The 13,583-nt window shown below is 74.1% G+C and carries 15 protein-coding genes, 1 tRNA gene and 1 pseudogene; 9 read left to right on the forward strand and 8 right to left on the reverse strand.

All coding sequences use genetic code 11. The features are described 5' to 3' along the window. Positions 1 to 45 precede the first annotated feature (45 nt). The 6 genes from NBM05_RS08185 to NBM05_RS08210 all read left to right on the forward strand — a co-directional run bounded on the left by NBM05_RS08185 (position 46) and on the right by NBM05_RS08210 (position 3,872). Complete coding sequence (locus NBM05_RS08185; RefSeq protein ID WP_302183815.1) at positions 46 to 513, forward strand: beta-ketoacyl-[acyl-carrier-protein] synthase family protein; 468 nt, start codon at positions 46 to 48, stop codon at positions 511 to 513. Further along, positions 510 to 1,202, forward strand: coding sequence for an energy-coupling factor ABC transporter ATP-binding protein (locus NBM05_RS08190; RefSeq protein ID WP_254166444.1), 693 nt, complete (start codon positions 510 to 512; stop codon positions 1,200 to 1,202). Before NBM05_RS08185 ends, NBM05_RS08190 begins: the two co-directional genes overlap by 4 nt. Continuing rightward, positions 1,199 to 1,798: an energy-coupling factor transporter transmembrane component T family protein gene (locus tag NBM05_RS08195; RefSeq protein ID WP_254166446.1), complete on the forward strand. Its 600-nt coding sequence runs from the start codon at positions 1,199 to 1,201 to the stop codon at positions 1,796 to 1,798. Before NBM05_RS08190 ends, NBM05_RS08195 begins: the two co-directional genes overlap by 4 nt. A gap of 216 nt (positions 1,799 to 2,014) precedes the next feature. Next, positions 2,015 to 3,235, forward strand: a complete 1,221-nt coding sequence (locus NBM05_RS08200) for an amidohydrolase (RefSeq protein WP_254166448.1) — start codon at positions 2,015 to 2,017, stop codon at positions 3,233 to 3,235. Continuing rightward, positions 3,232 to 3,486 (forward strand): hypothetical protein, encoded by a 255-nt coding sequence (locus NBM05_RS08205; RefSeq protein ID WP_254166450.1) that lies wholly within the window; start codon positions 3,232 to 3,234, stop codon positions 3,484 to 3,486. The genes NBM05_RS08200 and NBM05_RS08205 overlap by 4 nt, the downstream gene beginning before the upstream one ends. Positions 3,487 to 3,542: 56 nt before the next feature. Next, positions 3,543 to 3,872: a GNAT family N-acetyltransferase gene (locus NBM05_RS08210; protein WP_254166452.1), complete on the forward strand. Its 330-nt coding sequence runs from the start codon at positions 3,543 to 3,545 to the stop codon at positions 3,870 to 3,872. A gap of 88 nt (positions 3,873 to 3,960) precedes the next feature. On the opposite strand, the gene NBM05_RS08215 is transcribed toward NBM05_RS08210, so the two are convergent. Both NBM05_RS08215 and NBM05_RS08220 read right to left on the reverse strand, forming a co-directional pair. Continuing rightward, complete coding sequence (locus NBM05_RS08215; protein ID WP_254166454.1) at positions 3,961 to 4,881, reverse strand: SDR family oxidoreductase; 921 nt, start codon at positions 4,879 to 4,881, stop codon at positions 3,961 to 3,963. Between the two features lie 181 nt (positions 4,882 to 5,062). Continuing rightward, on the reverse strand, positions 5,063 to 6,079 hold the full coding sequence (locus tag NBM05_RS08220; RefSeq protein WP_254166456.1) for a DUF2382 domain-containing protein: 1,017 nt from the start codon (positions 6,077 to 6,079) through the stop codon (positions 5,063 to 5,065). 331 nt (positions 6,080 to 6,410) lie between these two features. Here NBM05_RS08220 and NBM05_RS08225 point away from each other — a divergent pair, with 331 nt between their 5' ends. The 3 genes from NBM05_RS08225 to NBM05_RS08235 all read left to right on the forward strand — a co-directional run bounded on the left by NBM05_RS08225 (position 6,411) and on the right by NBM05_RS08235 (position 8,272). Further along, positions 6,411 to 6,746 (forward strand): MmcQ/YjbR family DNA-binding protein, encoded by a 336-nt coding sequence (locus tag NBM05_RS08225; RefSeq protein ID WP_254166458.1) that lies wholly within the window; start codon positions 6,411 to 6,413, stop codon positions 6,744 to 6,746. Positions 6,747 to 6,845: 99 nt separating this feature from the next. Then, entirely contained in the window at positions 6,846 to 7,418 is a 573-nt protein-coding gene (locus NBM05_RS08230) for a dihydrofolate reductase family protein (protein WP_254166459.1), read from the forward strand. Positions 7,419 to 7,510: 92 nt separating this feature from the next. After that, a complete protein-coding gene (locus tag NBM05_RS08235) occupies positions 7,511 to 8,272 on the forward strand; it encodes a methyltransferase domain-containing protein (protein WP_254166460.1) in 762 nt (253 codons plus the stop codon). A gap of 150 nt (positions 8,273 to 8,422) precedes the next feature. On the opposite strand, the gene NBM05_RS08240 is transcribed toward NBM05_RS08235, so the two are convergent. The 6 genes and pseudogenes from NBM05_RS08240 to orn form a co-directional block, all read right to left on the reverse strand. Continuing rightward, positions 8,423 to 8,725, reverse strand: a complete 303-nt coding sequence (locus NBM05_RS08240; RefSeq protein WP_254166461.1) for a 2TM domain-containing protein — start codon at positions 8,723 to 8,725, stop codon at positions 8,423 to 8,425. A 221-nt stretch (positions 8,726 to 8,946) separates the two neighbouring features. After that, positions 8,947 to 9,513: a YdeI/OmpD-associated family protein gene (locus NBM05_RS08245; RefSeq protein WP_254166462.1), complete on the reverse strand. Its 567-nt coding sequence runs from the start codon at positions 9,511 to 9,513 to the stop codon at positions 8,947 to 8,949. Between the two features lie 158 nt (positions 9,514 to 9,671). Next, positions 9,672 to 11,438 carry a phospholipase D-like domain-containing protein gene (locus NBM05_RS08250; RefSeq protein WP_254166463.1) on the reverse strand — a complete coding sequence of 589 codons (1,767 nt, stop codon included), beginning with the start codon at positions 11,436 to 11,438 and terminating at the stop codon, positions 9,672 to 9,674. Between the two features lie 109 nt (positions 11,439 to 11,547). Further along, positions 11,548 to 12,218, reverse strand: a pseudogene (locus NBM05_RS08255) (DNA alkylation repair protein). A 180-nt stretch (positions 12,219 to 12,398) separates the two neighbouring features. Next, positions 12,399 to 12,471 (reverse strand) — tRNA-His (locus NBM05_RS08260). Positions 12,472 to 12,802: 331 nt separating this feature from the next. Further along, positions 12,803 to 13,522, reverse strand: a complete 720-nt coding sequence (orn, locus tag NBM05_RS08265; protein ID WP_373689313.1) for an oligoribonuclease — start codon at positions 13,520 to 13,522, stop codon at positions 12,803 to 12,805. Between the last annotated feature and the right edge of the window lie 61 nt (positions 13,523 to 13,583).

The following is a 13,583-nucleotide window of genomic DNA, read 5'->3' on the forward strand; positions in this document are numbered from 1 at the left end:
CATCGGCGGCGGCATGGGCGCCGCGATGCTCCTGGAGCGCGCGGCATGAGCGTCGTCCTCGACGCCGTGACCGTGGAGGCCGACGGCCCCTCCGGCCCCGCGGTCCTGCTGGACGCCGTCAGCTGCGTCCTGGACCGCGCCGGGCTGCGGATGGAGGACCTCGCCGCCGTGGAGATCGTGGAGGCCTTCGCCGCGCAGGCCCTCGCCGCGCTGGACGAGCTGGGGCTCGCGGCCCCCGGGCGCGGTCTCGGCGCTCCCGGCACCGGCACCGGCGCCCCAGGGCTTGGACCCGGACCCCACGTCCCCGGCCCCGAGGCTGACGGCGTCGACGCGCGCGTCAACGCCCGCGGCGGCGCGCTCGCGCTCGGCCACCCGTGGGGCGCCTCGGGGGCCGTGGCCCTGGTGCGCCTGTGGCACCGGCTGCTCGAGACCCCGGTCGGCTCGGTCGGGGTCGCGACCTGCGCCATCGGCGGCGGCATGGGCGCCGCGATGCTCCTGGAGCGCGCGGCATGAGCGTCGTCCTCGACGCCGTGACCGTGGAGGCCGACGGCCCCTCCGGCCCCGCGGTCCTGCTGGACGCCGTCAGCTGCGAGCTCGCGGCCCCCACCACGGCGGTCATCGGCGAGAACGGCTCCGGCAAGTCCACCCTGACCAAGGCCGTCGCGGGGCTGGTGCGCCCCGCCTCCGGGACCATCACCGTGGACGGCGTCCCCACCGTGGGGCACGCCAAGCGCCTGCGCCGCAGCGTCGGCTTCGTGTTCTCCAACCCGGGCGCGCAGGCCATCATGCCCACGGTGCGGGAGGACGTCGCCCTGTCCCTGCGCGGGCTCGGCCTGGGCCGGGCCGAGGCGGCGGCGCGGGTCGATGCGGCCCTGGCCGAGCACGGCCTGACCGAGCTCGCCGAGCGGGCCTGCCAGACCCTCTCGAGCGGTCAGATGCAGCGGCTCGCCCTGTGCTCGGTGCTGGTGCGCCGGCCGCGCCTGGTGATCGCCGACGAGCCGACCAGCCTCCTGGACGCCCGCCACCGCCGGATCATCGCGGACCGGCTGCTGGCCCCCGCCGCCCCGCAGGTCCTGCTGGTCACCCACGACATGGACCTGGCCGCCCGCTGCGAGGAGGCGATCCTCGTCAAGGACGGGCGGCTCCACGCCCGCGGCCGCCCGGAGTGCGTGATCGCCGCCTACGAGGAGACCCTCGCGTGATCTCCCTCTACGTCCCCGGCGCCAGCCCGGTCCACCGCGCGCCCACCGGGGTCAAGCTGCTCGCGCTCGCCGTCGTCGCATTGGGGCTCTCCCTCGCGCCGGCCTCGTGGTGGACCTGCCTCGCGTGCGCCGCGCTGCCCGTGGCCGCCTTCGCGCTCGCCGGGCTGGGCCCGCGGCTGCTGCTGCGCGAGCTGCGGCGGATCTGGCTGCTCCTGCTGTTCCTCGCCGCGACCCAGCTGATCTTCCTCGCCCCGGTCGTGGCGGCGACCAACACGCTGCGGGTCGTCGCGGTGGTCCTGCTCGCCCAGTGCGTCACGCGCACGACGCCGGTCGAGGGGATCGTGGAGACCGCCGAGCGGCTGCTGCGCCCCTTCCGCCGGTTCGGCGCCCGGCCCGAGCGCGTAGGGCTGGCGATGGCCCTGACGCTCAGCGCGGTGGGCCAGCTGGGGGAGATCGTGCGCCAGGTCCGCGACGCCCAGCGCAGCCGCGGGGTCCGGCTCGTCCCGTGGGCCTGGGTCATGCCCGTGCTGGTGCTCTCGCTGCGCCACGCCGACGACGTCGGGGACGCCCTGGAGGCGCGCGGGCTCGGCGACTGAGCGGCGTCGGGATGGCGTGGGTGCGACCGCCGGAACGGCGGGGACGGTGCGGGCCCGGCCGCGTGGACGGCGCCCACTCGGCGGTGCGGACGCCGGGAACCGTGCGGGCCCGGCCGCCGGGACACGGTCCGTGGCGGCCGGGGGCGCTGGGCCGCCGCCGGATCGGCCCGCTGTACGCTGGATCACACCATGCACCGGCCCCGGAAGGATCGCTCCATGACCGTCTCCCACCTGCCCGAGCTCTCCGCCCACGAGACCGAGTCCCTGCACGACCTCTACCGGCACCTGCACCGCAACCCCGAGCTGAGCATGCAGGAGCACGCGACCCAGGAGCGGATCGAGGCCGAGCTGGACGCGCTGGGCATCGAGCACTTCCGCTGCGGCGGCACCGGCGTCGTCGGGATCCTGGAGAACGGGGAGGGGCCGGTCGTGGCCTTCCGCGCGGACACGGACGGGCTGCCCATCGAGGAGCGGTCCGGGCGGGAGTACGCCTCGGAGGCCCGCGGGACCCTGCCCGACGGCCGGGAGGTCCCGGTCATGCACGGGTGCGGGCACGACACCCACGTCGTCGCGCTGCTCGGGGCGCTGCGGGCCCTGGTCTACGACACCGAGCGCTGGGGCGGGACGCTCGTGGCGATCTTCCAGCCGGGGGAGGAGACCGCCGCCGGCGCGCGCGCCATGGTCGAGGACGGCCTCTGGGACCGGGCGCCGCGGCCGGAGGTGGTCCTCGGCCAGCACGTCTCGCCGGCCCGGGCGGGCACCGTGGCGCTCGCGGCGGGCGTCGCGACCGCGATCGCGGACTCGCTGCGCGTCACCGTCAGGGGCCGCCAGACCCACGGCTCGCAGCCGCAGGACGGCAAGGACCCCATCGTCGCCGCGGCCTCGATGGTCACCAGCCTCCAGACGATCGTGTCCCGGGAGCTGGCCCCGCAGGAGGCCGCCGTCGTCACGGTCGGCACCTTCCACGCCGGGATCAAGGAGAACATCATCCCCGAGGAGGCGGAGTTCACCGTCAACACCCGGGCGCTGTCCCAGGAGACGCGGGACCGGCTGATCGGGTCGATCCACCGGATCTTGCGCGGAGAGGCGATGGTGGCGGGCATCGAGGAGCCGGTCATCGAGAAGATCTACGACTTCCCCCTCAACGTCAACGACGAGCGCGCCGGCGAGCGGGTCTTGGCAGGCCTGCGCTCGGCGCTCGGGGAGGAGGAGGTCTCGGTCGGCCCGCCCATGATGGGCTCGGAGGACTTCGGGTGGCTCGGCGCCTCGATCGAGGTCCCGTCCGTCTTCTGGTGGTTCGGCGGCTTCGATTCCCCGGAGCCCGGTGGCCCGGTGAACCACTCGCCGCGCTTCGCCCCGGACCCGGAGACCACCCTGCGCGCGGGGACCACGGCGGCGCTGGCCAGCCTGTGGCAGTGGATCGGCCACGAGGGGTGAGCGAGGAACCGGCGGGTGCGTCGGGTCCTGCGGGTACGTCGGATCCCGCGGGTGCGTCGGATGCCGCCGCCACCCCGGTCGACGACGCCGAGGCCCTCCGCCGCTTCCGCGAGTCGGCCGGGCCGGGGTTCCGCGTCGCACGGGAGCCGGCCGACTTCGAGGAGGCCGCCCGCCTGCTGGTCGCCTTCAACCGGGAGTACGACGACCCCGCCCCCGCCCCGACTGGCTCGCCCGGCGGCTGGCCGCGCTGAGCGGCGCGGGGCACCGGCCCGGCGGCGCGGCCTCGCCCGGCCCCGGCGAGACCGCGGTGCTGCTCGCGGGCCGGCCGGCCGACGGGGTGGCCGTCCTGCGCTTCCGGCCAGGGCTGTGGGAGAGCCGGCCGGAGGCGTACCTCGCCGAGCTGTACGTCCGGCCCGAGCGGCGCGGCCGCGGCGTCGGCGGCCGCTTCCTGGAGGAGATGCTGCGGCGGCTGCGCGAGGCGGGCTACGGGTACGTGGACCTCAACACCACCGAGGCCGACGTCGTGGCCCGCCGCCTGTACGAGCGGCACGGCTTCGACTGCCACGAGGGGCAGGGCTCGGGCCCGCTCGCGCTGTACTACGAGCTGACCCTGGGGGAGCCGGTCACGTACGGCTGACGGCACTGCCCCGGATAGCTGACGGTACTGCCCCGGACGGCTGACGGCTCGGCCCCGGCCGGAACCGCCGGGAGCCGGGCCCGCGGCCTCAGCGGTACCCGTCGGTGTCCGCCGGCCTCCCCGCCTCCTGCACCTCCACGAGGTAGCGGAACGCGTCCGGCCGGGAGCCGTCCAGGTCGGTGAAGCCGTACTCGCGCGCGAGCTGCCCGCTCGAGAGCGACTCCCCGTTCCACCGGCCCCGCTCCGGGTCGGCGGCGAGCGCGGCCACCGCGCGGCCCACGAAGCGGGGCGTCTCCGAGATCGCGAAGTGCGGCTCGCCCGCGACGGCGTCGCGCCAGTTCTCCTCCCGCACCCCGAAGACCTCGAGCATGATCTCCGAGCGCATCCAGCCCGGCGTCAGCGAGACCGCGGTCGCCCCGTGCGCCTCGAGGTCCCGGGAGTGGGCCCAGGCCATCCGGTTCACGGAGACCTTGGCGAGATCGTAGAACGGGGAGAGGCGGTAGTGCGCGGCGTTGTACTCGCTCGTGCCGTCGGTGACCTCCACGAGCAGGCCGCCTGGCTCGCGGATCAGCAGCGGCAGCGCGTAGTGGGCGGTGACCAGGTGCGTCTCGACCCCCAGGCGCAGCAGCCGCAGCCCGGCGTCGAGGTCGTGCTCCCAGACGGGCTGATTCCAGCCGGTCAGCTTCTCCCCGCCCCAGATGTCGTTGACCAGCACGTCCAGCCGGCCCTGCTCCCGGTCGACGCGCTCCACCAGCTCGCGCACCTGCTCGTGGACCAGGTGGTCGGTGGGCACCGCGATCCCGACGCCGCCCGCCCGCTCCACGAGCTCGGCGGTCTCCTCGATGGTCTCGGGCCGGTCGTACTCGGAGCGGCGCTCGCGGGTGGTGCGACCCGTGACGTAGACGGTGGCGCCCGCGGCGCCCAGCTCGACCGCGATGCCGCGCCCCGCCCCGCGCGTGGCCCCGGCGACCAGCGCCACCCTGCCCGTCAGATGTCCGTCCGTCGCCATGGTGCTCCCCTTCGCCGCCGTCGCCTGGTGCGGACGACTCTACCGGGCGGGCGGCACGAGCCGGGCGCTCGCACCCGCCGGACGCCGCGGGCCGGCCGAGCATGCGCTCGGCCGGCCCCGCGGTGGAGGACTCACGCGGCGCGGGCCGCCTCGTCAGGACGTCCGCGTCGGGCGAGGCGGATCAGCGACGCCGATCCGGGCCGTTCTCCTCGTCGTCGACCTCGATCTCCTCGCGGCGCACGTCGCCGGAGACCGTCTCGGTGTCCTGCACGGTGCGCTTGCCGACGTTGACCCGCTCGGTCGCCACGGTCTCCTTGTCGACCACGGGACGCTCCTCGCGCAGCGTCACGACCTCCTCGGTCTCCTGCGCGTCGATCCCGCCGGCGTTGCGCGCCTCGGCCGAGTTCGGGTCGATCTCCTCGCGCTCGACGACGAGCTCCTCCCGCTGCACCGGAACCTCCACGTTCTGGTGCTCGGTGCGGACGCGCTTGCGCAGGCGGGCGCGGCCCGCCTCGTGCTGCTCGGTGCCCACGTGGAGGCGCTCCTCGTGCGCGACGAGCGAGCCCTCGTCGTCGAGGCCCGCCTCGCGGCCGCGCCCGTCCGCGGCGGCACGGTCCGCGTCGTCGCGGCCCAGGCCGGCACCGCGGTCGCCGTCGCGCAGCGCCGCGTCGTCGTCCCGGCCCAGGCCGGCTCCGCGGTCGCGCAGGGCCGCGTCGTCGCGACCCAGGCCCGCGCCGCGGTCGTCGTCGCGACCCAGACCGCCGCCGACGCCGCCCGCGGCGAGGTCGCCGTCGCGCTCGCCGCGGCGACCGGCGTCGTCGCGGTCATCGCGGCGACCGGCGTCGTCGCGCACGCCGCCTGCGGAGCGGCCGGAGCGGTCGTCGTAGTTCAGGCTGTAGTAGTCGAACAGCTGGCGCTCCTCATCAGGGGTGAGGTGCCCGTCGACGTCGACGTTCGGCGCATCCTTGATGAAGTCCTTCGAGAACGGAACCGTGATGCCGTCCTCGGTGCGGTTGGCCGACTCGACGGGGATGAAGGTCTCCCGCGCTCCGAACAGGCCCACGTTGACGGTCACGAACTTGGGCTGCTGCGTGTCGTCGTCGAGGTAGACCTGGCCGATCGAGCCGATCTTCTTGTGCTCATCGTCGTAGACGTTGGCGTTGTCGAGTGCGTCGAAGTCAAGGTTATTGTTGACCATGGTGCAGTCACTCTCCAGAGTTTGATCCGCCTGAAGGTCAGGCGGCGTTGTCTTGGAATGCTTCCAAGATGTTTCGAGCCTAATTCGGGCGGTGCGGGTGCAACACCGGGTTGGGGGGAAAAGTTCGCGGCGGCCTTCCCAGAGTGGGCGGCAGCCTCCGCGCGGCCCGGAACGGCGGGGATCCGGGCGGGGAACTGCTCCACCCGTCCGCTCTCGGCGCACAAGCGTGACGCACCGCGTAGGGTGGGGTTATGCAGTGTAATCCACGTCATAGTTGGGGATATTCCCGGGCGGCGCCGGCCGCCCGCCGCCATCGTCGAGCGGCGATTCGATGACCACCGAGGAGGACGTGCGGCGCATCGCGACGACGCTGCCCGAGGTCGAGGAGAGGCCCAGCTACGGGACCCCCGCCTTCTACGTCGCCGGCAGGATCTTCCTCCGGCTGCACGAGCAGCCGGGAGTCCTGGTTTGCTGGCGCCGCGACCTGGGGGAGCGCCAGGTGCTGCTCGACGCCGCGCCGGACCGGTTCTTCACCACGGACCACTACCGCGAGCACGCGAGCGTTCTGGTCCGACTCGAACGCGTCGACCGGTCGGAGCTGAGCGAGCTGATCGCCGAGGCTTGGGAGGCGCGCGCTCCGAGGCGTCTGCTTCCGGACGCCCCCTGATTCGACCCCACCGGCGCGGCCTCACCGGGGCCTACGGCCAGGGGCCCGCCCCGGACCGAGGCTGCCGCCCCGACCGCCCCCCCCGACCCGAGGAGCACCATGCGAGAACTCGTCTACTACATCGCCACCAGCCTGGACGGCTACATCGCGAGTCCCGACGGCGCCTTCGACGCCTTCCTCATGGAAGGCGACCACATGGAGGAGCTGATCCGGCGCTACAGCGACACCATCCCCACCCACGTCGCCGAGCGCTTCGGCATCGAGCCGGCCGGCGACGTGTTCAGCACGGTGGTGATGGGCTGGAACACCTACGCCGTCGGTTTGGAGGAGGGCGTCACGAGCCCGTACCGCCACCTCGAGCAGGTCGTGTTCTCCCGCGGGCACGAGGGGGAGGGGGAAAGGCTCACGGTCACAGACGAGCCGCCCGTCGACGTCGTGCGCCGCCTCAAGCGGGAGGAGGGCGCCGGCATCTGGCTGTGCGGGGGCGGCAACCTCGCGACCCAGCTGATCGACGAGATCGACCGGCTCGTCCTCAAGTGCAACCCGGTGCTGTTCGGTGCCGGGATCCCGCTGTTCGACCGGGGCAGGTACGCCCCCGGCCTGTTCGACCTCGTGCGCTCGACGGCGTTCGAGTCGGGCGTGGTGGTGTCCGAGTACGCGCGGCGGGCCTGAGGGCGTGGGCGGGTGCCGAGCTTGCGGGCGTGGGCAAGTGCCGCGCCCGAGGGCGGGCGCCGGGAACGGCGGGGACGGATAGGATCGGGCGGATGAGGACGTTCGAGGAGCTGATCGAGGAGGCCGAGGCCGCCGACGTCGCCGGGTGGGGCTTCGACTGGCTCGACGGGCGGGCGACCGAGGAGCGGCCGCCGTGGGGATACTCCGGGCTGCTCGCGGAGCGGATGGCGCACGCCGGCTCGGCCCTCGACCTGGACACCGGGGGAGGGGAGGTCCTCGACCTGGCTCCCGTGCTGCCGCCGCGCACCGCGGCCACGGAGGCGTGGCCGCCCAACGTGGAGCGCGCCCGCGAGCGGCTCGGGCCCCGGGGCGTCCGCGTCGTCGAGACCGGCGAGGGGCCGCTGCCGTTCCCGGGCGGGAGCTACGAGCTGGTGACCTCGCGGCACCCCGTCCGGCCCGACTGGCCGGAGATCCACCGCGTGCTCGCACCCGGCGGAAGCTACCTCGCGCAGCACGTGGGCCCGGCGTCGGCCTTCGAGCTCATCGAGCACTTCCTGGGGCCGCTGCCGCGGGAGCGGCGGGCCCGTGACCCCGAGGACGAGGCGGCCGCCGCGCGGCGAGCGGGCCTGCGGGTCGAGGAGCTGAGGACGGCCCGGTGCCGCATGGAGTTCTTCGACGTCGGGGCGGTGGTGTGGATCCTGCGCAAGTGCGTCTGGTGGGTGCCCGGCTTCAGCGCGGCGCGCTACGCCGGCCGGCTGCGCGAGCTGGATCGGCAGATGCGCGCCGGGCGGCCCTTCGTGGCCCACTCGACCCGGCACCTCGTGCTGGCCCGGAAGCCGGCCTCGGCGGACTGAGCGGTCGTCTCCGCGCCGGGGTGCGCCATTCCGGGCGCCGATCGTCGCGTCCGGTGGCGAGGCGTGCGGACTAGGGGCGTCGTCGGCCGACACCGGGGCGCATCGCGGGGGCCGGCCGGTGCCCGGGGCATCGCGATCCGCGGACGGCGCCTAGCCGGTCCCGCGCATCCGGTCCATCTCCCGGCGGATGCGGTCCTCGCTGAAGTGCTGGCCCCGGTAGACCGTCCACCCGTGCGAGAACACGCCGATGCCCCAGCCCAGGATGGGGAAGATCGGCCAGAAGAACCCGGGGTCCTCGCTCGAGGCCCACAGGACCACGAGCAGCACGTTCACGGCGAGGTAGATGACGAGGTGCAGGAGGAACTCGCGCTTCTCGCGCAGGCGCTTCATCGCGCGCTCGCGCAGCTGCGACTCCGCGTCGGCCCGCGGGAGGCCGTTCGGATCCGACGTCATGGGTTCCTCCTCGGTGCGGCGGACCCCGGCATCCGGCCGCCGCGGGGTGCGGCGACTCATCGTGCGCGCGGGTTCCGGCGTGGTGCGGTGATGCTCCCAGGATACGACCGGGCCACGACTCCGGCCAGGCCGTGACGCCTCGAGGCGACGAAGGGCCGCGCTGCCGGTCCGATGGGCGTCCCGCCGTCACCGGTCCCGGCGGGCGAGCAGCCCGCACCGTCTCACTCGATCCCGAGCAGCTTCCCGTTCTTCGACAGCTCCGGGTCGGTGCACGAGGCCAGGTTGAAGCAGCAGGGGCGCCGCTTGCCGGAGCGGAGCTTCGAGATCGAGACCTCGACGCGGCGCTGCCGGGTCTGCGGGTTCTTCGTGGCCCCGACCCAGCGGACCCATTCCCAGCGCGCCATGGGCGTGATGTCCTCCCAGGTCCCGGCGAGGTCGGCGGCGTCGTCGAGCGCCTCGCGCAGGTCCGCCGGCACCTGGGGCTCGGGCCAGGCCCCGGCGGGCCGGAACTCGAAGCCGGCGGTGGTGCCCTCCTCGACGCCGGCCTCGCGGCGCAGCTCCTCGCCGAGGGGCAGCCAGTGGCCCTGGGCACCGTCCGGTTCCAGGACGGCGTCGAACGCGTGACCGTTCACGAGGGCCTGCACGGCGACCTGCCCGCGCGAGGGCAGCTGCCGGCTCGCCTGCTCGGGCAGCCGGAGGATGAGGCGGTCGCCGATCCGGACGACCCGGCCCTCGCCGACGACGGTGGGCTTCGCGGCCGCCTTCCGCGCCGCTGCGGACTCGGTCATGGTGCGCTCCTGGGGGACGTGCGGACATGGTGACGTGCTGCACACCAGCATAGACCCGCGGCGGAAGCGCGGCGCTGGCATCCCTGCAGCGCGCCCCGCCCCGCCGCCTCACCGAAGTGCGCCACGCCCCGCATCGCTGCAGTGTGCCGCGCCCCGCCTCACTGCAGCGAGGAGGTCAGGCGCATGACCGACTCCGTGTACCGCCGCACGACGCCGCGGCGCTCCCACGCGGCCGTGTCCAGCCGGGTGCTGCACCGGGCGTACTCGTCGACGACGCCGCGCACCTGCTCGACGATGTCGCCGCCGTAGGCCAGCAGGCTGATCTCGTAGTTGAGCCCGAACGAGCGCATGTCCATGTTGGAGGAGCCCATGACGGCGCAGGTGTCGTCCACGAGGAAACACTTGGTGTGCAGCACCTGCGGGGCGGGGTAGCGCATGATGACGACGCCGGCGTCGAGCAGGGCCTGGTAGTAGGAGGACTGCGCCCGGTCCACCATGAACTGGTCGGCAACCTCGCTGACGTACAGCTCGACCCGCACGCCCCGGTGCGCGGCGGTGACCACGGCGGCCAGCAGCGACTCGTCGGGGACGAAGTAGGGGCTCACGATCGCCAGCCGCTCCCGCGCCATGTACATCAGCGAGGTGAAGGCCCGCAGGTTGGGGTCCGTGCGGAAGCCCGGCCCGGAGGGGATCAGCTGCACGGCGTTGACGGGCCCGCCCACCGCCGGCGTCGGCCCGTGCCGCCCGGGCAGCAGGCCGACGGCGGCGGTCTGCGCCGCCCGGGCCCGTGCGGTCTCGGGCTCGGAGCCGCTCCTCCTCGCCGCCCCGGGGCCGTCGCTGAGACGCCGCTCCGCCGCCCCGGGCCCGGTGCCGAGGCGCTCCGCCGTCCCTAGGTCGTCGCCGAGTCGCGCCGCCGCCCCGGGCCCAGCACCGATGCGCTGGCCGGCAGCGGCCCCGGCGGCGTCGCCCGCCGCGACCCCGGGTGCGGCGACCGGCGCGGCCGCGTCCCCTGCCTCCACCGCGTCGTCGCCCGCCTCGCGGTAGGCGTGGATGGTCAGCACCTCGCCGCACTCGCTGTACCAGTCCACGATGAACACGGCCTCGAGGGAGCTGACGATCTCGCCCGTGAGCTCGATCGAGATGTCGTTCCAGCGCCGGCCGATCCGCTCGTTCCTCGCGCTGCCGTACGCGGGGTCGATGAGGTTCTGGGACCCCATGACCGCCACCCGCCCGTCCACGATCAGCAGCTTCCGGTGGTTGCGCAGGTCGATCCGCCGCGCCTTGCCGCGCAGCGGCTGGAACGGGAGCATGAGGTGCCAGTCGATCCCCGCCGCCGTCATGCCCCGCAGGAAGTCCCGGAAGCCGGGGTACTTGCGCGAGCCCATGTGGTCCAGCAGGACCCTGACCTTGACCCCGCGCCGCACCGCGTCCTCCAGGGCGCGGAAGAAGCCCTCGGTGGTCCGGTCCCGCGCCATGATGTAGATCTCCACGCAGACCGACTCCCGCGCCTCCTCGACCAGGGCCGTCATCCGGTCGATGCCCGCCCGGTAGTCGGAGACGACCCCGTGGTTCGTCCCGGTCACCATCGGCAGGGCCGTGAGGCACCGGGAGAGCTCGACGACGCCGGCCAGCTCCGGCGGGACGTCGACGGAGTCGGGGACGTCCGGCACCGCCTCGGTGCCCTGGGCGAGCAGCTCGTCGGCCTCGGCCTGGATGCGGGCGCGCCGGCGGTTGATGTACGGGCTGCCCAGCAGGAGGAACAGGGGCACCCCCACCACCGGGAGGAACAGGATCAGGAGCAGCCACGCCGTGGAGGAGGAGGGGCGCCGGTTCTCGGGGATGACGCCGACCGCCACGATCTTCACCAGGTACTCGAGGACCACGAAGGCGGTGGAGGCGAACGCGGTGAATCCGACGAGCGTCATGGGGGCTCCCTTCGCCCGGGTCGTGGGGCCGGCCCCGCGGCGGGGCCGCCCGTCTGATTCGTATATACCCTAGGCGACCGGGCGGTCCAAGCACGTGACGGGCCGAGCCCTAGGCCTCCTCCCGGCGCCGCACGACCTCGGCGATCCACGCGGGGGCGTAGGGAGAGGTGCAGTTGGGGGAGTGGGGTAGTCGCGGAGGACCCCGAGCCGCTCGCCGATCCCGACGGCGCGCGCTCGCTGGGACGGGTGCTCGATGCCGATCTGCGCGAGGCACTCGTTCATGGCCCACTGCAGGCGCTCGGGGGCACCGGCCATCCGCGCCTCGATCTCGTCGAGCAGCGCGGCCAGGTCGAGCCCCTCGGGACTCTTCACGACGCGATCGGCCGTCAGGGCCCACCCGGCGCCGGCGACGGCGTCGTCCGGGTCGCCCAGCCAGGCCACGCGCAGCTCCTCGGCGTGCCGGCTCTTCTTCACCACGTAGCTCACCAGCCAGTCCTGAACCTTGGGGGAGCGGGCCCCGCGCAGCATGGCGTCCAGCTCGTCCCTCTCGAGCGCTCGGGGCCGGGTGACGAGGATCGAGAGCAGGCGGGCCGCGGTGTCCCCGGTCCGCCAGAGCTCGCGGGCCAGGTCCGGCTGGGCCTTGAGGCGCTTGGCCACGGCGCGCAGCCGGGTCAGGTTCACCCCGTGGTCGTCGCCGCGGCGCTCGTTGGCCTCGCGCAGGGCCGGATCCTCCAGCGCGGCCAGCTCGGCCATGACCTCGGAGACGGTGGTCTCGCTCATGGGCGTCCTCCTCGGGGCGTCTTGGTCCCAGGATACGACGAGGTGCTGCCGCCGACGCTGGTCGCGGACGGCGCGGGGCGCGGCCCCTGCACCGGCGAGAGCCCGAACCGACCCATGAAAAAAGCACCCCGAACCGTAAGGTTCGGGGTGCTTCTCCGTCTCTCGGGGAGAGACATGCGGGGTGAACGACGGGGGTTGAACCCGCGACCTCCTGGACCACAACCAGGCGCTCTGCCGACTGAGCTACGCCCACCATGTCAGCTCCGGGGATCGACCACGAGGGGCCGTCCGTTCCGGGCAACAGATAAGAGAATACACGAGGCGACCAGCGCCGGCCAATCCGGCCCACCGCGCCGTCTGGTGATTAGCGCCACAGGCCCGACGACGCCGTCCTCGCGCCCCGAGCCCCGCCCTCCGACGCGCTGGGAAGCGGACGGCCGAGCCCGGCGACGCCGAGTCTCACCTGGTCAGGGGGCCACGGCCGGATGAACCGGGGGCACGAGAGACCGCACCCAGACGAGCCGAGGGCGCCGCCGGGCTCCGCCGCGTCGACCCGGGGTCGCCGGGCCGAAGCCGACGCCGCGTCAGTCGCCCGCGAACTCCTCGGTGGTCGCGCCGGTCGAGCCGTCTCGCACCGGTGCGCCCTCGGGTCCGGCCGCTCGGGATGCCTGCCCCGTCCCGGCGGCGTCGGGCGCGGCTGCCCCGGTCCCGGCCGTTTCGGTCTCGCCCGCGTCCCGGCGAGCCGCCTCGCCCGCCCGCTGCGCGGCCTTCTGCGCCGTCTCGGAGTCGGGACCCGGCTGGGGCACGAACACCGCCTCGCGGTAGTAGCGCAGCTCCGTGATGGAGTCGCGGATGTCGCCCAGGGCGCGGTGGTTCCCGGTCTTCGCGGGGGACTGGTAGTAGGCGCGGGGGTACCAGCGGCGCGCGAGCTCCTTGATGGTGGACACGTCCACGATCCGGTAGTGCAGGTGCTCGACGACCTCGGGCATGTCCCGCACCAGGAAGGTCTTGTCGGTGCCCACCGAGTTGCCGCCCAGCTGCGCCTTGCGGGGCTCGGGGACGTAGCGCTTGATGTGCTCCAGCACCCGCGCGGTGGCCTCCTCCATGGTGACGCCCTGGTCGAGCTCGTCCAGGAGGCCGGAGGTGGTGTGCATCGAGCGCACGAAGTCGTTCATCTGCTCCAGGGACTCCGACGACGGCTTGATCAGCACGTCCAGCCCCTCGTCGAGGATGTTCAACTCGGCGTCGGTGATCAGGACGGCGACCTCGATGAGGGCGTCGCGCTCCAGATCCAGGCCGGTCATCTCGCAGTCGATCCACACGATTTTTTCACTAGCTTTAGACACCCTCCCAATGTATCGCCCC

The organism is Rothia santali (assembly GCF_024199905.1).
GTDB classification, from domain to species: Bacteria; Actinomycetota; Actinomycetes; order Actinomycetales; family Micrococcaceae; genus Rothia; species Rothia santali.